The following is a 19695-nucleotide window of genomic DNA, read 5'->3' as shown; positions in this document are numbered from 1 at the left end:
TTGGGTCTGAATGTCACTGATGCTTCTTACCGAAGAAGGTCTACAGTCGACACCCAACAAGCTGGAAGCCAGGGCAATGGGGTGGCAATGAGCATCGTTGAATCCCGGAAGCACTGTCCTGCCGCGGCAGTCTATGATCTTGGTCCTTGTCCCCTTATGGAATCTGGTATCTTCGTCTGTGCCAACATCTATGATTCGACTGCCTTTAACAGCTACCGCAGTCGCCCTGGGCCTTGTTCGGTCCAGGGTTATCACATTGGCATTGTACAGGATTAGATCTGCCTCTGAATTCAAGATCCTCTTCTTGCTCTTTCCATGTGAACTAGCAGAATAGCTACGTCTGCCGGTGTGACACCGTCTATGCGGGAGGCTTGACCCAGGGTAGCCGGGCGAAGTTTATTAAGCTTCTGGCATGCCTCAAAACGTAGACCAGCGAGACATCCGTAATCGATGCCAGGTGGGATACGCCTTTCTTCCAGGCGTTGGATTCGCGCTACATCCTTGTTCTGCTTCTCGATATAACCCTGATACTTGATCACAATCTCTGCTTGTTCCGTAACATCTGGGCTCAGGTCAGTTGATCCTAGACCGATGGAAAGCAGGGTTTCATAGCTAACTTGAGGACGGCGGAGAAATGCTGCAAGACTGACGCTGCAAGCTTCTTTTGAAAGACTAAAGTGTGTTGTTTCCAGTCGCTTGGTCTCCCTGGCGATAGCCTCCCTCTTGGCTTCCACTGCCTCGAATTGAGCTCTGCTAACAAGACCTGATTCGTAGCCGATGGGCGTCAGTCGCAGATCGGCATTGTCCTGACGTAGTAAGAGGCGGTATTCTGCTCTGGAGGTGAGCAAACGATATGGCTCCATAATTTCACGGGTTACAAGGTCATCGATCATCACTCCGATATATGCCTGATCTCGCCGCAGAATCAAGGACGGTTTCTCCTTGACTGCATTGGCTGCGTTGATACCTGCAATCAATCCCTGCCCCGCTGCTTCCTCATAGCCGGTAGTGCCATTGATTTGACCGGCGAAGAATAGACCGGGAGCAAGCTTGGATTCCAGAGTGGCTCCGGTCTGAGATGTGGGTACATAGTCGTACTCAATGGCATAACCTACTCTTACCATTTCTACGCTCTCCATGGCTGGGATGGAGCGAAGCAGTGCCAACTGTACATCTTCAGGCAAGCTGGTATTGGCACCTTGAACATAAACCTCGCTGGTTTCCCAGCCTTCGGGTTCCAGGAAGAGGGGGTGTGCATCTTTATGAGCGAATTTAACAATCTTGTCCTCTATGGAGGGGCAAGACCGCGGGCCGATACCTTTGATTACCCCGGTAAACAGGGGGGCACGGTGTAGATTGGATCGAATGATTTCGTGGGTTTTGGGGCTGGTGTGGACAAGGTAGCAGGGCAATTGAGGTCGCCATGGAGTGATCTCGCCCCTGGGGTAGACAGGGTTGGGTGCCGGGAAATGGGCATTGTCTGTCCTGTTACTGCTGAAACTGAAGTAGATGGGAACTTTGCTGCCTGGTTGAAGTATGGTCTTGCTGAAATCGATAGTTCTGGCATCGACACGAGGTGGGGTGCCGGTCTTAAGTCGTCCTAAGGCAAAGCCCAGATTTCGCAGACTCTGGGATAGGCCATTGGCAGCAAACTCCCCTGCCCTGCCTGCCTGGTAGGTGGTATCTCCAATGACAATCCGCCCTGCTAGGAAGGTGCCGGTAGTCAGTACCACCGTTTTCCCTTCGTAGAGCTGTCCCAGATTAGTCTTCACCCACAGGCCGGGGAGATGACACTCTTTGTTTCCATCTCTCGTTGTTCCAATCTCTTCAACCAGCGCTTGTTTCAGATCGAGGTTGTGCTGGTGCTCCAAAGTGTGCTTCATAAGCAGGCTGTAGAGCCTCTTATCAACCTGAGCCCTTGGAGCTTGAACGGCAGGCCCCTTCCCCGTATTCAGCATTCTTATCTGGATGAACGTCCTGTCTGTGGTTTTCCCCATCTCGCCACCCAGAGCATCGATCTCGCGTACTACATGGCCCTTGGCTGGTCCTCCAACGGAAGGGTTACATGGCATTAGCGCCACATTATCCAGATTCATAGTGAGCAAGAGGGTCCTGCAGCCCATGCGAGCTGCTGCCAAAGCAGCTTCGCAGCCAGCATGACCGGCCCCGACAACGATTACGTCATACATCTTAGCCTTCATTTTACTATACAGGTTTGTTCTCGGTCGGTGAAATTCTCATGTTTGACACCTAATATTTGCTTGTGTTAGTCTTTCTCTCTGTGGCAGCGTAGCTCAGTGGTAGAGCAGGGGACTCATAAGCCCTTGGTCAGTGGTTCAACTCCACTCGCTGCTACCAGCAAGTCCAACACCCACGAATCTGCTTAACCCCTCACGCTCAGAGTTGCCTAACACTTTACATAACACCACTCGCACCAGAAACCTCCTTCTTGCCACAGGCTCAACCTCCTTATCTGTTAGCTGAGCCTATGATGCTATGTTTGTGGTTTTGGTGCATCCGGGGGTGGCAAATTACCGTGAGAATTTTGCCCTCAAAGTGGCAAATTACATTGAGAATATACACATGCATCTTTGCACATAACGTCGTTTCGTGAAGTCACTACAACTTTTGCTATCAAGTTTGTTGCTGCTCTTAGACTGGAACATCTTCAAGTGATGCTCCAGTGTACTTACGAACGACCGCCCGGAAATGGAATCCATAGATAGAGCCATAGTCATCGAGGTTGGGAAGGAGCGAGGACGCCAGTCCGGTACTGCTTTGGTTGCGGGAAGGGTGGCATGATCCGCCGTGTTGTGAAGGCCGGTTCAACGATGAGAAGGCAGTAGAATGGTCAATCCTACGATTTCTAACACTGTTATGACACTGGGTATCTCAGACAGCGCGGGAGAAACCATTCGGACATATTCTGACACCGTGTCAAAACTCATCGGGAGGCGTCGAACATGAAGACCACGAAGCTCATCGAACGGCTACTGAAGCAGGCAAGAAACCCAGAGAACTGGGGCTTGTCTCTATGATGGACGGCTGTCTCTGCCCGAATTGCGGGCAGGTCAGACACCGGCTTCTTTCATCGCATCACTCCGCCGCCATACTGGCTAGCCAACACTCTCCTGCATCGGTCAGCGGCCAGTACTGCCGCCCCAATGGCTCCGATCAACTGTGGATCCACTTGAAGACGGACTGAGACTACGCCGAGGTACTGTTCAAGGCACCTAACCACCCCTATGTTCTTGGCAACGCCGCCAGTCACAGCGATGTCATTCTCTGCGCCCACATCCCGCACCAGGTGAAGTATCTCGCGGGCCACGTTGTCATTTATCCCTGCTGCAATATCAGCCCGCTCTCGCCCATCAAAGGCGAACCGTTTCACATCGATCTGGGTTAGTATGCAGCAAGGCTTGTTCATCGTCACCGGATCCTTCGACTGCAGAGAGAGAGGTCCCAGTTCAGAGACTTCAACACCAAGGCTTCTGGCCATCAACTCCAAGGCTTTGCCGGTCCCCGCAGCGCACTTCGTGTTCATCCGAAAGTCAACGAGCCCACCGTGTTCGTCAACCCTTATGGCCTTGCAGTCTTGTCCGCCGCCATCGATGACGGTCCTCACACTCGGTGTCAGCCAGTGGGCGCCCCGGCCATGGCAGGAGATCTCGCTCATGTTGCTGTGGGCAAAGGGCACCAGGTTGCGGCCATAACCCGTGCTGATACAGTAGTCGATCTGTCCATAGGAAATGCCCAGCCTTACCAGCAACTTGTCCATGACGTCGGTAGCAGATTGGACGGCCTTTGGTCTGGAGCGCACGATCTCGCACCCCAGGATCACATCATCTTTGATAACCGCAGCTTTGGTAGTCAGTGCCCCGATGTCGCATCCGGCAACAAGCATCTAAGGCTTCCCTTCTCTGTGGAGGCGTTCGGCGACAGTTGTGCTGAGGCTCTGACTGTCCAGGCTACATCCTTCTCTGGCCAGAAGAGCAGCGCCATATGCCCCGACGACCTGTGGGTCCATGCCCCCAAGGTCAGCGAAACTGAGGTTCAGGTTCTTCTCCAGATTCGCCATTACGAGGCGGTTCTTGCGCACTCCACCCACCATGGCTACCTCTTGAACAGCGCCCAATCGCCTTACTTGACCGGCTATCTTGGTGGCCACGGCAGAGACGATGCCGGCAAAGACATCGCCCCTGTCATATCCCTCGTTGATCAGGGAGATGGCCTCACTCTCAGCGAATACGGGGCATTGGTTGTTAATGTATAGAGGTCTATCTGGCGATCCTGACTCCCGAATTAGTTCGTCCAGCGGCACCTCCAGCGCCGTGGAAATCGCTTCCAGAAGCATCCCCATGCCAGCCGTGCAGAAGTCCGTCATGGCAGATTCACCCAATCCTCCTGTGGTGTCGATGTAGAAGGCCATGAAACTGTGCCCCCCAACATTGATAACAGTCCTCACCTTGGGGTTGAGCCTCCTGACGGCGCGTTGAAGGCATATTGTGTCAGGTGCCACACCATCTGAATGCGGGACGGCCTTACCTCCGAAGCCCGTGGATACGTAACGGTCCATTCTCTTGCCAGCAAGCCCGGCCCGACCGAGGGCCTTCTCCATGACCGCAATAGCTGCCTCCTGAGGAAAGCTTGAGTATGGCAGTATCTCGAAAGCCAAGGGACCATTGTCGTCGATAATGGCTGCTTTGGCAGACACGACTCCCAGGTCACAGCCACCGTACAGCACTTCTCGCTCCTTCCAGTCCTCGACCCGGCAACAATCCTGTCGGACAATGCGTGACAGTTCAGGCAGTTCTATCTATCTCATTATGCCAATTGCAAGCGTCATGGTCAAGGCGAAGGCGATGTCCCTGGGAGAGACGTTCAGAGCACGCAACTGCTGGAGGAGAGAATCGAGACAGGAATGGTGCTGAAGGCCGCAATCCACTAGGAGGGTGGGTCACCACTCGGACAACGCGGATAAGTTAGGCACAAAACAACCGTTCGCTTGCGCCCAGCCTAGCTTTGCGCAAACAGTCGTGACCCAGGCTCCTAGTAGCCACCCCCGCCTCTGCCTTACGAGATAGCACAAGGTTGCTTGCGGGGCGTCCGGCGGAAACCAGCCCTGCGGGAAGGGGATTTCCAGCATGAAGTGCAACAACTCCACGGTAGCCGCCTGCCTGCAAAGTGCAGCAGAAGTACAGCATACGCCGGTGCCGTGGAAACTATTTGTACCAATGTAGTAGAATGCTTGGTAGCAAACACTGTAGGAATGGCAGGACTCTCTCTTAGTAAGTGTCCTATCCTGTCTGACTGATGGGGTTCACCTCAATAATCCGACGCCGCATCTCACCGTGCTTAAGGATACTGAGTCCTAAGGGGACTTATTACGTAGAGCACTAAATAATTCCCATAGAAGGTGATTTTGGAAATATCCGTTCTTATTTGCATAGCCGGCAACGTAAACCAGATTTGGTACAGCGTTATTTCCTTGCACCTTCAGTCCGTTATGCCATGGCTTAATGAGAAGTATTTAGTGCTCTACGTAATATGTCATGACCGGAGGTTCCAACTCGCAAATCTTCCAAGCCTTGCTCTTGGGACCATGGATGTCAATCAGCGGAGGCAAGAAAATGGGTTTCTTGACGGCGAAACCAAACCAAAAGGATTTGGCTTTTATAAAGGAGCTTCTTGAAGCCGGCAAAGTGAAACCCGTTATAGATAGACGTTACCCGCTCAGTGAGGTCGCTGAAGCTATCCGGTATCTTGAAGCAGGGCACGCTCGAGGAAAAGTCGTCATCACTGTGTGAAGAGTGAACCCATGTTTTCAAACATTTCAGGTCGAGTTCAACCCCTCCGTCTCCACCACAAAAGGGATGGGCCAAAAGCGTGTTGAATGGTATAGTTGTTTTGGGTGACAAGCAGTCTGTCGGCAATTTGTCAGCAATTTTCAGCAGAATCCGTGTGACCATCTGGATCTGAAGGGATAGGATTTGCATGTTTTTTCATTCTTTGAACACCTTCCAAGTCTGCTAGGTGTGATTGTTATCTCCCAGCCGTCAGAAATATCGGCAGTCGGCATGAGGCGAACTGTCGACTTTTTGAGACTGAAGGAAGTTCTCAAAATGGGGCCTGTCTCTATGATGGAGGGCTATCTGTGCCCGAATTGCGGAGGGACAAGCCACCAGCTTCTTTCCCCCAAGATCGGCCTACAGAAAGAAGCCAGGGAGCAGTGAAAGTGAGAGAGATAGCTGACTCTCCAAACAAAAACTGGCCACACAATGCCATTGAACTTTCCAGGCCTTGGTTCAACACAAGTATGGAGTCGACAAATCATGTGGTGTGACCCCCTCTGCTATCATCAGTGCGAGGATCCTGTATTGACGCTGTGTGGCCACCATTTCCCAACCGAGATACTGTTAATGATACCCGGACTTGAAGAAGGTGGCCTAAAGTGTGATACTATCTGCGGCGAAATGGGCACCTCTCGTACACTCGAAATGCTGACGATTCGAGTGCAAAACACACCATGAAGTTCATCCACACCGCAGACTGGCAACTCGGGGCAAAGTCTGCCCAGCTGGGCAGCGCTGCTGCCTGCGTACGGGAGGAACGCCTTGCCGCTGTGAGGAGAGTGATGAAGGTTGCCCAGGATCATTCCGCAGATTTCATGCTCATAGCTGGGGATACGTTTGAAGACAACGGCGTAGAGCGCGCTTTGGTTCAGAAGGTTGCGGACATCCTTGGCGGCTGCAATCTCCCTATCTACGTGATACCTGGCAACCACGACCCGCTTACACCCGGCTCAGTCTGGGAACACCCGGTGTGGAAGTCGATCGAAAACGTCCATGTTCTCTCTGAGGAAAAACCTATCGAGCTCCAAGGGGGAGTCCTTTATTGCTGTCCAGCACGAGAGAAACGGTCACGCAAGAATCCGACGGCATGGATACCAGCGGAAGAGACAGGTGGCATCCGGATAGGGTTGGCACACGGCACTGTGGAAGGAGTTTTGCAGGAAGAACCCGATTACCCGATTCCACGCGACGCAGCACTACGGGCAGGCCTTGATTATCTTGCTTTGGGTCACTGGCATTCGACCGCCACCTATCCCATGCCCGATGGGGCTATGAGGATGGCCTATTCTGGAACCCACGAGACAACCAGGTTCAATGAGCGTGACAGTGGCAATGTACTGGTGGTAGATATACCCCAACGCGGGGGAGCGCCCGTCATCACCACGGTTCGAACAGGAAGCCTGATATGGAAGGTCATTGAAAAGGATATCCGTGAGCCGGGTGATCTCTTACACGTCCGCAAAGACATCGAAGCTCAAGAAAACCCTGCATCGACCCTGGTAGTGTTGCGGTTGAAGGGCCTGGTGGCTGCGGGAGAGCGCGATGAGATAGCCCGCATCGAGGAGATACTGGCTTCCAGGTTCCTGTTTGCCTATATGGACAGATCTGGCATACGGCCGTCCCCTCAGGATGATAGCTGGTTGAACGACATGCCTCCAGGCATGCTACAAAACGTGGCCTCAAGGCTTCGGGAATTGTCAGATCCTCAGTTTGTCGGAGACCGTCCTGAGGGCGCCTTACCAGATGTCGCCTCCAGAGCGCTGATGGAGCTTTACGCTTTGGTGACGGAGGTGCGACCATAATCCTCCGATCGCTGCGTGTGTCCGGCTGGCGCTGTTTTGCAGATGCCATCCGTGTGGGACAATTTCAAGAGGGCCTGAACGTGATCTATGCTCCCAATGCTACGGGGAAGTCCACACTCTTTGAGGCCATGCGTCGTGGTCTTCTGGATGGGCACCGAGTAGGCGGGAAGGAGGTCGAGGTCATACGGCCTTGGGGCCGTTCCCTGGCTCCCACGGTCATGGTTGAGTTCAGCCACGGTGGCCAAGATTATCGGATCACCAAGCAATTCCTGGACAGTCCACGCTCGAAGCTTGAGAGAAAGGAAAATGGGCGCTTCGCCGGCCTGGCCGAATCAAGCAAAGCCGACGAGGTAGTTCGGGCCATGCTCTGCAAGAGCGCACCAGGACGGGGACTATCCAGGCGGGAGAACAGCGGACTGGCGCAGGTTCTCTGGGTACCTCAGGGCAGACTCGCACTGGAAGCGCTTTCCGGCGACCTTCTGGCTGACGTCAGAACTTCACTTGGAGCACAGGTCACTGGACCGGCCGCCAGCCCTATAGAACGAAAGGTGGAAGAAGCTTACCTTCAGATACATACGCCCACCGGCAAGTACAAGACTGGCAAGGATGCCCCGGCTGTGGTGCAACTGAGGGAGAGACTCCAAGCGGCTATTGCCGATCATGCTGAAGCCACAACCCGGCAGCGCGAATACGAAGAGGCGGCCAGGCGGGTGGAGGACTTGCGAGCCAGGCGAACACAAGCGAGATATTATGCGGACGCCATCAGCAAGGAACTCAAGGAGTCTCGATCCAGATCTGACTCTTTCCAGAGACTGACGTCCGAGAGGAGCCAAAGGGATGAACGCGTCAAGGCGGAGGAGGCGAAGCACAGCGAGCTGAAAGAGCGCATCCAAGGTATCGCGGCAGCCAGAAGAGAACTCAAAGAGGCTGTAGAGTCTCTTCGCAAGATTGAAGGCGACCTGCCATTGCAGCAGCGCGAATTGCTGAACCGGGAGAAAGAAGCTTCGGAGGCTAAGTCGGCTCTCGAAGATGTGCGGAAGGAACGCCCGACGATCGATGCTGCCCGAGCGCTGGCAGAACAGGCCAGGCAATCCGTAGACAACACCAGGGCACTGGCGGATCTGGATGGACTTCTCCAGAAGATCATCGCTGCTCAGGAAGCTCTGGACAGGCGCAAGAAGGAGCGTGCTGAGCTGGTAGCACCGGATGACAAAACACTGCGAGCTATCCGCAAGGCGATGAAGAAGCGGGATGAGGCGCAACTTCGCATTGATGCATCCTTGATAACCCTAGAGGTGGTCCCGGAGAAGAGCGGGAAGCTGGTCATCGTTGCCGGAGAAGAGCCCGGCGAAGTGAAGCTGAGTGCAGGGATCCCGACACGAGTCACCGGTTCGCCGGAAGTGGTGGCTGACCTGCCTGGCGTGTCCAGGATCAGAGCCTCCGGGCCTGCCGGGTCGGTTGAGGAGCATCGCGCCGGGCGGGCTGAGGCTGAACGCGAGCTGAAGAGACTGACAGAACCATTCAGGACGTTGGACATTGAGTCATTGGAGGCCCTGCTGGAGAAGAGCCGTGGTCTCGATAAGAAGATAGATGCGGCCGAAACCCAGATTGAAACATGGCTGTCAGGCCGCAGTGTGGAGCAAATCCAGCGGCAACGATCTGAGGTTCAGGCTGTCCAGGCCAAGATGGGCGAGGATCATCCCGACTGGCAGGGCAAGACACCTGACCCCTTGGCCCTCAAGGCTGCTGCAGAGGATACCAGCGCTTCCTTCGAATCCAGGATAGACAAGACGGAAGCTCGCAGGGATGCGGCACAGTCCGCTTTGCTTGATGCCAGCAGGAGGAAGGATCAACTGAGTTCGCAAGCCGAAGCTGTCAAGAAGATGATGGGGTCCCTGGAAGCCCGGCTGGCCGATCTCAACAGTGATGGGAAGTCGGATGAGGACCGAACCGAACATCTGAAGAAGGTCACGCTCTCGTGGGACGCCGCCCGGCTGAAGTTGGATGAGATTGCGGGCAAACTCTCGGAGTTCAAGGACAACCCGGTGGACACGGTGGTCCGGCTGGAGAAGCAGCTTCAGGCGGCGGAAGAGGCTGCCAACAAAGCTCGCGACGATGAAAAGACAGAAGAGGGAAAGCTTCAGACCCTCAGTGCCCAGGGCACCTACTCATTGCTGGCTGCAGCGGAGGAGAGAGTGGCGGCTCTGCAGGCTGAGGTCGCCGCCGAGGAACTGCGCGCCGGAGCTATTCGCCTGCTGCGTGACATGCTGGGCGAATGCCGGGCCCAAGCCGTGGCTGCCGTTGCCGGACCCGTGGAGGCCGTGGCCACGCAGATATTCCAGCGGATCGCGGGCGGAAGGCTGGGCCATCTCAAGCTGGGCGATTCTTTTGAACCGGCCAACGTTGTTTCGGAGATCAGCGGGGATGCGGTCTCTCTGGACAGCGTTTCCGGCGGCGAGCGGGAGCAGATTCATCTGGCCACTCGCTTGGCCTTGGCCGAAGTGCTGGCCAAGGAAGAACGTCAGATGGTGGTTCTCGACGATGTCATGACTTTCACCGATGCCGGGCGAATGGCGCGGGTGATGGCCATCCTGGAAGAGGCAGCCCAGCACCTGCAGATTGTTATTCTCACTTGCCATCCGGAGAGGTATCGGGGGTTGAGAGGGGCGCAATTCATTGATCTGGAAGCCAAGGTTCGTGGCGAATCGGAGGCATCAGAATGAGGATCACGCTGGGAGTATCCTGGGCATATTTGGGGACTGAACGGATAGTGGGGCAAGCCCACTCTACGACGCTGAACAGTGATGAGTGTTGAACTTTGCTTTCTGGGTTGGGACGCACCAGCCACCACCAAGGTGCGGGAGTTTCTGCTCCCGCAGGAGCTCTCCGGACCGGTTGACTTGGCCAAAGACCTCGTCGTCGTGCCCACGCGCCAGGCCGGGCGGCGGTTGCGCGAATCGTTGGCGCTGCACTGCGCCTCCCAGAAGACAGCCCTGTTGTCACTGCGTGTAGTCACCCCGGCCTTCTTCCTGCGCCCCGATGATGGGACGGACACTGTGGCTGCGCCTTTGGAGGTGGTGGCTGTCTGGGCAGATGTCCTGATGAAGGCTGATCTCAGCCAGTACAGCGGTCTGTTCCCGGCCCGCGCTCCATCGCAGGACTTCATCTGGGCCTTGCGCACCAGCGAGATGATCGAAGGGCTGCGGGATACCCTGGCGGACGGCAGGTACCGGATCGCTGATGTCTACAAGGATTTCGGCAGCCTGCTCGAAGAGGAGGAGCGCTGGCACGACCTGGCAGACCTGGAGTCAATGTACCTGGAGCGCCTCAGCGCGCTCGGTCTCAAGGACCCCTGTGTGGGAATGCTCCAGAATGCGGAAAGCCCTGAGCCTCCAAGGGGGATCGAGCGCATCGTGGTGGCTGCCGTGCCTGACCCCACGCCGCTGATGGTGCGGAAGATGGAGCGCCTTTCGCAGCGAATCCCGATCGTCGTTCTGATTCACGCGCCGGAGGCGCTGGCTGATTGCTTCGATGGCTGGGGGCGCCCTCTTCCGGCGAAGTGGCGGGAACGCCGCATCGACATTCCCGATCCTGATGCCAATATCGTTCTGGGTGGGTCGCCCTGGTTGCAGAGCCAGAAGGTGCTGGAACTCATGGCCCAAGAGGCGGGACGCTTCGGCCCGGCCGACGTGGCCATCGGAGTCCCGGACAGTGAAGTCATCCCGTTTCTGGAAACCGACTTAGCAGGCGTTGGTCTGATCCCATTCAATCCTGCAGGGAAGTCGGCGGACCAGCATCCACTGTCTCAGCTTCTCCAGGCTTTTCGTGACCTGCGCAACGAGGGCGACTATACGGCTATCAGCGCCTTCATGAGAAACAGCGATTTCCTCGACTACGTACAGAAAAAGCATCGGACACTGCCGAGCCGCGTGCTGGAAGAGCTGGACAACTACCAGAACAACCACCTGCCGCAGTCTCTCGACGACATGATTCGGGGGTTCACGCGGCCCGCTGCTGCAAGCACGGGACGTAAGGAGTTCCCCAACCTGGGGAAGGCGATCGGCGTCATTGCCGAACAGGTGCGCGGGTTCGACGCTGCGGATGTGGCCAGCTCGCTGCGCTCACTCCTCCAGACGGTGTATGAGTTCCGTACTGTCAACGCCAGGAAGCCTGCCGACAGCGAATTCATGGCCGTGGCGGAGGCCATCGACACTGCGCTGCGCCAAATGTCCCGGGACGCGCTGACCGCGCTGGGCATGGACAAAGAAAGCGCGCTGGAACTGCTGCTGTGGTTTCTGAGCCAGCAGCACTACTACCCGGAGCCGGAAGAGGCCATCATCGATCTGGAAGGCTGGCTGGAGATGCCGTGGAACGACGCCCCGTTCCTGATCGTCACCGGCATGAACGATGGATCGGTGCCAAACAGCCGCCCTGCCGATGTCTTCTTGCCCGATGCCCTGCGGAGACAGTTGAACCTGCGTCACGACGAGGACCGGCTGGCTGCAGATGCTTATCTGATGACCGCCCTGATTGAGTCACGCCGTAAGCACGGCCGCGTGTGCTTCACCGTTGGCAAGACGGGCAGCACCGGCGATGTCCTGAAGCCGTCGCGCCTGCTGTTCCAGTGCAACGATGCCGAGCTGGCCCGCCGCGCCGAACGCCTTTTCGGCACTCCCCCAGAGGCGCGAGTCAGTTGCCCTTCGAGCATCTCCTTCCGCCTGGAGGCAGTGCCCCCGCCGGACGTTCCGGCGGGTAAGCTGGAACTGAAGAGCATATCGGTCACCACGTTCGGGGAATACCTGGAATGCCCCTTCCGCTTCTATTTGAAGCGCGTGCTGGGCATGGAAGCGCTTGATGACCAGAAGATGGAGCTTGATGCGCTGGACTTCGGTTCGCTGGTGCACGACGTGCTGTACGAGATGGCCCGTGATGAACGAATGCGCCAGTGTGAGGACATTGCTCGACTGCAGGACTTCCTTTGCGCCAAGGCAGCGGATTGGATAAAGGCCCGCCTCGGCCCGTCGCCGCCCCTCCAGGTTGAGGCTCAGCTCGAATCGGCCAGACAGCGCCTGCGCCAGGCGGCGCAGGTCCAGGCAGGGCTGGTCAGGCAAGGCTGGCAGATCGTGCGCTGGGAGATGAAGATCGAAGGCGATATGGAGGGCGTCCTGGTCCGGGGCAAGATCGACCGCATCGATCGGCACAGGGAGACGGGGAGGATCAGGGTCCTGGACTACAAGACCTCCGACAAAGCTGGAACGCCGGAGGAGGCCCACCTTGGCTCGCTGCCAAAGGATCGGGAATGGCCGGAGTATGCCAGAGTTGAGATGGCCGGCAGGCAGAGGCGCTGGATAGGCCTGCAACTGCCGCTTTATGGGATTCTGCTCTCATCTGACCAGGAACTGCGAGGACCGTTTGAAGTGGGCTATTTCAACTTGCCTAAGGCATTGGACGACACCAGGGTTGTTCTCTGGGACAACCTCTCGGCAGCCCTTTTGGAATCGGCAAACGCCTGCACCCGAGGCGTCATAAGTGATATCAAGAACCGCCGCTTCTGGCCGCCGGCCCAGAAGCCCAGGTATGACGATTTTGAGAGCCTCTTCCCTGCCGATCCGACCACCTGCGTCAATGCGGAGGCCTTTGAGGCCTTTCTCAACCAGGGGAAGGCATCATGACAGCGGAACTCATTGGGCATAAGGCCATTTCGGCCTCTGCCGGGTCAGGCAAGACCTTTCAGCTTGCCCATCGCTACATTGAGCTGATGTCCAAGGGGGTCAAGCCGGACCGCATAATCGCCCTCACCTTCTCGCGCAAGGCAGCCGGGGAGATTTTCGATTCCGTGGTCAGATATCTTTGCCAAGCGGCGTCATCGCCTGAGGCAGCGCTGCGAACGGGGAGGCTGATCGGAAAACCGGACACGAGGCAGCACGAGTTCCTGCATATACTGCGAGAGCTGCTGGAAAGCCTGCACCGTCTGCACATCGGCACGCTGGATAGCTTCACCGTGGGCGTAGCCAAGACCTTTCCCATGGAACTCGGCATCCCACCGCGCTTCCAACTGCTGGGGGAAGATGGGGCTGCTGGCGTTGTGCGGCAGCAGGTTCTGGCCAGAGTGTTCAGTCAACGCGAGGCAAACCAGGCTCTCCGGAGTGAGTTCCTCGAAGCCTACAAGCAAGCCACATTCGGCCGAGAAGAGAAGGAACTGGGCGAGCGGCTGGATGCTCTGATCAGGGAGAACCGCGGCTACTATCAGGTACTGCCAGCGGCCAGCGCTTGGGGTCACGAGGACCGCATCTGGGCAGGAAGCTCTCCCTGGTGGAAAGGCACCGGCCATGTTGAGGCTGGGGCCGGTCATCTGACCGATCTGCTGCGGCAAGACGGGCTCTCGGAAAGCGCCATGGAGCGCTGGCGGACGTTCATCGATGCCGTGCGTAAATTTGGAGTTGGCTCTACCTGGCCGGATGCCATTGACTACCTGCTCGTAAAGCTGTCTCCCCATATCGAATCCCTGCAAGCTGGCGACCTGTCATTCAAGATGGACAAGGCTTCTCAGCATCTGTCGAGTGAGGAGTGCCGCCTGGTTCTGGTGCTCGTGGCCCACATCATGAAAACGGAGCTGACAGTGGCCCTGGAGAAGACTCGGGGCGTCTATCGGGTGCTGGGCATTTACGAAGGGTTGTACGATAGACTGCTGCGGCGGCAGGGCAGGCTGACGTTCACCGATGTCCAGTATCTGCTTACCTCGGGAAACCGTTACAGCGGCGGATTGGTGATGAGCCGCATGCCGTCCGCGGAGATGCGGCTGTACATCGACTACCGCCTGGACTGCAAGCTGGACCACTGGCTGCTGGACGAGTTCCAGGATACCAGCGATCTGCAATGGGAGGTGCTGAGCAATCTGGCAGATGAGATTCTGCAGGACAACAGCGGACAGCGCAGCTTCTTCTATGTGGGCGATGCCAAGCAGGCCATCTACGGCTGGCGCGGGGGCAATGCCAAACTGTTCAACAACGTTCTGGATCGCTACGGGGAGCATATCGAGCTGAGCCACCTGAGCACGTCCTTCCGTTCCTGCCAGGTGGTGGTCGATACGGTCAACCGGGTCTTCGGGGCGATGCCGGCGGATCTGCTGCCCCAGGGGGCGGTGGCCCAGTGGCAGAGGGTGTGGCAGGTTCACCGCTGCGAGGAGGGCGCGGTTCCGAAGCATGGCTATGCTGCCGTTCTGGAGCCGCCGTGTGACGGGGGAAGAGTCAAGCCCGGCGACGAAGACCGCTATGGGGTGGTTGCCCATCTGCTGCGGGAGATCGAGCCGCTGAAGCGGGGGCTGTCGGTGGCTGTGCTGGTGCGTACCAACAAGAGCGGGAATGAAATGGTGGACTTCCTGCGGCGCGAGTGCAGCGGCATGCGTATCGTTCATGAAGGAACGGCGTCCATCAAGGACAACCCTGTGGTGGCCGCTCTGCTTTCGCTGGTGAAGTTCGCTGCGCATCCGGCAGATACCTACGCCTGGCGGCACCTCCAGATGAGCCCGCTGCGAGGGTATTTTGCGAGGGAGAGGCTGACTCGGGACCACCTGCCCCTGTTACTTCTGCGGGAGATGCAGACGGAGGGCTTTCAGTCGCTGATTCGCAACTGGGGCGACAGGCTGGGTGGGGATCAGCCGCTGGACGCTTTCGGGCAGAAGAGGTTGAACGAGCTGATAAATGCCGCTATCGAGTTCGATGAAACGGGCAGCCGCGACTGCAACGCCTTTCTCCGCTCTATCGACAGCTACCAGATACACGACCTCGCCACCGATGACGCTGTGCGGGTGATGACCATACACCAGTCGAAGGGTCTGGGATTCGATATGGTCATACTGCCCGACCTGCAAACAGGGAACATGTCCGGGGGCGGCCAGCCGGGGTTTGTGCTGGCCCGCGACCCCGTGACCGGGAAACCGGCGTGGGCGCTGGAGATGCCCCGGCGGAAGGTGGCCGAGAAGGATGCGGTACTGGACAGACAGTTGGCACTGGAAGACGAGAAGGTGGCTTTCGATGCCCTGTGCCTACTCTACGTGGCACTGACGCGTGCCAAGAAGGGATTGTATATAGTCACCAGTTTCCCGGGGGGATTTTCGAAGGTTCTCACGCCAGCTGCTTTCGTGAAGCAGCAGCTCGTGGGAGATACCAAACCTGTCGAGGGCAAACCACTCCAGATTGGCGGAGAGGACGTTCTCTGCCTCTACGAGGTGGGAGACCCTCAGTGGCCTGCCAAAGCACTTGAGACGGCCAGGCAGCCGGCTCCTGTCGAGGCGGCCCAACTGCCGCCGGGTTTCCGCCGGCAGCCTTCGGTTCGGCGGCGGCTGGTCCACGTTCAGCCGTCTCAGAGGGCGGATATCATCCAGAGAGCCGACTCGCTGTTTGCGCTGGGTGCCCAGGATAACCTTGACCTCGGGACGGCCATCCACGAACTCTTTGAGAAAGTGTCGTGGATCGGTGAAGTTGATGCAGAGGCTCTAATTATGGAATGGAGTGAGGCGTCCTCCATGAGAGAGGATCTGAAGCAGAAGGCCGTCGATCTATTCTGTCGGGCAATGGCTGCCCCGGAGATATGCCGTGCCCTGAGCCGGCCATCGGGCAACGTGACCTTGTGGCAGGAGAAGAGGTTTGAGATAGTCATCGACAACCGCTGGGTGAGCGGAGCCTTCGACCGCGTTGTCGTGGTGCGTGATGACACCGGTAGACCGCTGAGAGCCACGGTGCTTGATTTCAAGAGCGCCGAGGTTCCGGACGACGCGGCGGCGATAGCCTTGGCCGGACAGTACCGGCCTCAGATGCAGCTCTATCGCAGCGCCCTGTCAGGCATGCTTGGACTTGACGCTGCCAAAGTGACACTCAGTCTCGTGTTTGTGTGCTCAGGCAAGGTCCATGAACTCAGGTAAGGTAGACATGCAATTGTCATGACAGGCTTTTGTGTGATGCGACAGTCTGGGCGATTGTTCAACTGCAATCCGGTTCGACTTCTGCTTGGTGGGCCGAATTGTGCGCCATGCTCGGCAGATTGTCTTCCAAATGGCTGAGGTAGCAGTGCCCAGAGAGCTGTTTGCTGCCATCCTGGAGCGGATATGGCGGGTTGGGTACGCCGACGAGGAGGGATGATAGTGCGTAGACCTGTTATTATAGCCATAGCCTATGATTTCGATGGAACCCTCTCACCAGGGAACATGCAAGAGCATGGCTTTCTTCCAAATATCGGCATGTCACCGATCAAGTTCTGGAACGAGGCGGATCAACTCGCCAAGAAACATGAGGCAGACAGCGTTTTGACATATATGAATCTCATGCTAACAAAGGCGAAGGAAGCAGGGGTTCCGGTGGGAAGACAAGATTTCAGGGATCACGGGAAGTCAGTCAAGTTTTTCGAAGGCGTCAAACTCTGGTTCCGGCGCATCAACAAGTACGGAAAGAGCGCAGGACTCAAGGCAGAGCACTACATCATCTCATCTGGACTTCATGAGATGATAGAAGGCACGCCTATCGCTCATGAGTTCAAGAAGATCTATGCTTCATCTTTCAAATATGATGCCAACGATGTAGCTGAATGGCCGGCATTGGCAATCAACTTCACAACAAAAACCCAGTATCTATTTCGCATAAACAAGGGCGTTCTTGACGTCTATGATAATAAGAAGATAAATGAATTCGTACCAATGGAAGAGCGCCCGATTCCATTCAAGCGCATGATCTTCATTGGTGACGGTGAGACGGACATTCCATGTTTCAGCCTGGTTAAGAGCCTGGGTGGACATTCAATAGCTGTCTACAAACCCAAGACCAAAGGTGCTAAAGCAAAGGCAGAGAGTCTGGTCAGAGATGGGCGTGTCAACTTCGTTGCTCCAGCCGATTATTCAAGTGGGAGTCATATTGACGACATTGTTAAGGCGTTGATCGACAAAATAGCAAGTGATTGCGAGCTGGACTTCCTTGGCAAACAGGAATGACGGATGCAAATTCACCGATAGCTCCTCGGCCTAGGAGTGTGTCCGAGTAATACCTATGCTGAGCGTGGGCGACCTTGATTTTTGACTTCTTCTAGTCATGGCCAACCTATTACTCAGACAGGCTCCTAGCCGCCGAGGACTATTCGTTGGCGACTCACACCAAGACTCCGGGAAATGGCACAAATGCTCCTTCCCGCTTGCCAGTGCTCCAGTATTTCTGCGATATCTCGTACCAGAAACCTCCTTCTTGCCACAGGCTCAACCTCCTTTTTAAGTTAGCTAAGCCTATGATGCTATGTTTGCGGTTTTGGTGCATCCGGGGGTGGCAAATTACCGTGAGAATTTTACCCTCAAAGTGGCAAATTACATTGAGAATCTACAGTTGCCTCTGATTTTCACCCGAGAGTAGTTTCTGCAGCCCTGGCAGTGCCAAACCTGGCGCTCAAGCAGTACTCATTCAAATTCTCCTTCCGGGATCGCTAAGAGTCGAGTGAGCACAGGCAAATTTGATCGCTATGTCCTACGATGCAGGGACACACATTGTGGTAGCACGACCGATCTGCAGTGACACCTACTGGCAGTTCATAAAGGTGGCACTCTCCATTCCTGTAGGTGATCGCACCGTGGGTAACTTCTGCGCCGTGGCATCATTCAACCCCACACACCCCACCGACGCCGTGGTCATCGCCACCTGGGCGTAGTGCTTAGTTGCAGAAATAGGATTCATTCGCTTCGTGGGCGAGCCCCATTCGTTCAGGGTGCCATATTGCCCCCCGTGTCATTGCGAGGAGCGCACCGACGAAGCAATCTCTGCCATGAGCCACGAGCTACGATCGTGTCATTCTGAGCGCAGCGAAGAATCTCGGTTGTCGGTGGCTGTCGGGTCCCTGACCCGACGCTGTGGCGACACAGTGGGTGTCATCCTTCTGCGGAAGGGAGAACCGCCCCCCCGTGTCATTGCGAGGAGCGCACCGACGAAGCAATCTCAGCCATGAGCTATCAGCCATCCTTCCGCAGAAGGATGAGCTTATTGTAAGGAGTAACATGATCACAAAAGCCACCATCCAATCCTACGACGCTGGCACACATACCGTGGTTGTGAGAACGATGGACAGCGGGACATACTGGAGGGACATACCAGTAGCCCTCACTATCCCGGCAGGTGATTGCACCGTGGGGAACTTCTGCGCCGTGGCATCCTTCAACGCAACACACCCTACCGATGCGGTGGTCGTCGCCACCTGGGCGTAGTGCCACCAGCGCCTTGCAGGACTTCAGGCTGTCAGAAGCTCCCCTTCCCTGTATCCAGGATGAGGTTGGGGTGATATAATGTCACATCTTGGAGGACATGGAATGGCAAATGGAGACGCTTATCGGAGAAAGCTTGCCTACGAAAAAGCTCTTGAGATTCGCTATCATCAGGTGGAACTTGGGTACCAAATGTTCAACTACTTCTTGGTAGGCATGTCCTTCCTTATCGTGGCATTCGCAACAATAGTCGCTTCAGGTAGAGCGAGTGAGCTTCATGCTGCCAGCTGGGGGATAGTCATACTTGGCATGGTGCTTTCCGCAATCTTCGCCATTGTGGGGTTCTTCGCAACCGAAACCGTCAGGAAGTACGATTACTATCTCTTGAAGACCGAGGACAAGGCGAAGCTAGCTAACGGCCCCTTTAAGACGATCCTGAGTAATGCCTCAGATCTTCCTTTCACTAAGGGGCTGGAGGGAGGGGCTGCTCACCATTTCAGCTTCAGGCCCTCTATGGCTTGGTGCATTCCTGCGGGCTTCTTCTTTTTCTGGGTATACATGCTTGTAGTGGTCTGTGTTTGCTGACTGCGCTCCTTTGTCTCAATGTACTACTATCTCCACTCGTAGTCCCCTGCACTGAGCCCCTTTGTATCCAAGCTGAGGGTGGTAACCAGACATAACCTCCAATCCTTGACAACTGTCAGACAGTCTGCATATCATCAGGACAGAATTCCCACACGATACACAATTCGGCCAGGCAGTCACGCATCTAGTGCCGAGCGGGGTCGGGCAAGACTACTCGTAAAGGGGGGGG

At 56.3% G+C, this 19695-nt stretch carries 13 protein-coding genes and 1 tRNA gene; 10 read left to right on the top strand and 4 right to left on the bottom strand.

Going from position 1 to position 19695, the window contains the following annotated elements:
* Nucleotides 1-294: amidohydrolase family protein (locus NTZ04_00085; GenBank protein ID MCX5990726.1), on the bottom strand; the 294-nt coding region annotated here is incomplete at its 3' end.
* A complete protein-coding gene (gene mnmG / locus NTZ04_00080; GenBank protein MCX5990725.1) occupies nucleotides 291-2201 on the bottom strand; it encodes a tRNA uridine-5-carboxymethylaminomethyl(34) synthesis enzyme MnmG in 1911 nt (636 codons plus the stop codon). The genes NTZ04_00085 and mnmG, both read right to left, overlap by 4 nt.
* A gap of 82 nt (nucleotides 2202-2283) precedes the next feature.
* Here mnmG and NTZ04_00075 point away from each other — a divergent pair.
* A tRNA-Met gene (locus NTZ04_00075) sits at nucleotides 2284-2358 on the top strand.
* Between the two features lie 730 nt (nucleotides 2359-3088).
* On the opposite strand, the gene NTZ04_00070 is transcribed toward NTZ04_00075, so the two are convergent.
* Both NTZ04_00070 and NTZ04_00065 read right to left on the bottom strand, forming a co-directional pair.
* The gene (locus NTZ04_00070; GenBank protein ID MCX5990724.1) at nucleotides 3089-3904 is read right to left on the bottom strand and encodes an acyl-CoA dehydratase activase; all 816 of its coding nucleotides are present in this window, start codon (nucleotides 3902-3904) and stop codon (nucleotides 3089-3091) included.
* Nucleotides 3905-4744 carry an acyl-CoA dehydratase activase gene (locus NTZ04_00065; protein ID MCX5990723.1) on the bottom strand — a complete coding sequence of 280 codons (840 nt, stop codon included), beginning with the start codon at nucleotides 4742-4744 and terminating at the stop codon, nucleotides 3905-3907.
* Between the two features lie 808 nt (nucleotides 4745-5552).
* Here NTZ04_00065 and NTZ04_00060 point away from each other — a divergent pair.
* From NTZ04_00060 to NTZ04_00020, 9 genes are all read left to right on the top strand, one after another.
* Nucleotides 5553-5807 (top strand): zinc-binding dehydrogenase, encoded by a 255-nt coding sequence (locus tag NTZ04_00060; GenBank protein MCX5990722.1) that lies wholly within the window; start codon nucleotides 5553-5555, stop codon nucleotides 5805-5807.
* A 719-nt stretch (nucleotides 5808-6526) separates the two neighbouring features.
* Nucleotides 6527-7654 carry a DNA repair exonuclease gene (locus tag NTZ04_00055; protein ID MCX5990721.1) on the top strand — a complete coding sequence of 376 codons (1128 nt, stop codon included), beginning with the start codon at nucleotides 6527-6529 and terminating at the stop codon, nucleotides 7652-7654.
* A gap of 17 nt (nucleotides 7655-7671) precedes the next feature.
* Entirely contained in the window at nucleotides 7672-10377 is a 2706-nt protein-coding gene (locus tag NTZ04_00050; GenBank protein ID MCX5990720.1) for an AAA family ATPase, read from the top strand.
* 81 nt (nucleotides 10378-10458) lie between these two features.
* Nucleotides 10459-13326, top strand: coding sequence for a PD-(D/E)XK nuclease family protein (locus tag NTZ04_00045; protein ID MCX5990719.1), 2868 nt, complete (start codon nucleotides 10459-10461; stop codon nucleotides 13324-13326).
* The gene (locus tag NTZ04_00040) at nucleotides 13323-16574 is read left to right on the top strand and encodes a UvrD-helicase domain-containing protein (GenBank protein ID MCX5990718.1); all 3252 of its coding nucleotides are present in this window, start codon (nucleotides 13323-13325) and stop codon (nucleotides 16572-16574) included. Before NTZ04_00045 ends, NTZ04_00040 begins: the two co-directional genes overlap by 4 nt.
* A 213-nt stretch (nucleotides 16575-16787) precedes the next feature.
* The gene (locus NTZ04_00035) at nucleotides 16788-17633 is read left to right on the top strand and encodes an HAD family hydrolase (GenBank protein ID MCX5990717.1); all 846 of its coding nucleotides are present in this window, start codon (nucleotides 16788-16790) and stop codon (nucleotides 17631-17633) included.
* A gap of 542 nt (nucleotides 17634-18175) precedes the next feature.
* Entirely contained in the window at nucleotides 18176-18334 is a 159-nt protein-coding gene (locus tag NTZ04_00030) for a hypothetical protein (protein ID MCX5990716.1), read from the top strand.
* 343 nt (nucleotides 18335-18677) lie between these two features.
* The gene (locus NTZ04_00025; protein MCX5990715.1) at nucleotides 18678-18884 is read left to right on the top strand and encodes a hypothetical protein; all 207 of its coding nucleotides are present in this window, start codon (nucleotides 18678-18680) and stop codon (nucleotides 18882-18884) included.
* A gap of 102 nt (nucleotides 18885-18986) precedes the next feature.
* Nucleotides 18987-19466, top strand: a complete 480-nt coding sequence (locus tag NTZ04_00020) for a hypothetical protein (protein MCX5990714.1) — start codon at nucleotides 18987-18989, stop codon at nucleotides 19464-19466.
* Nucleotides 19467-19695 lie beyond the last annotated feature (229 nt).

It is taken from the genome of Chloroflexota bacterium (genome assembly GCA_026389585.1).
GTDB lineage: Bacteria > Chloroflexota > Dehalococcoidia > UBA2247 > RBG-13-53-26 > JAPLHP01.
Note: the sequence above shows the minus strand (reverse complement) of the source record. Positions and strands in the feature narration are given on the sequence as shown.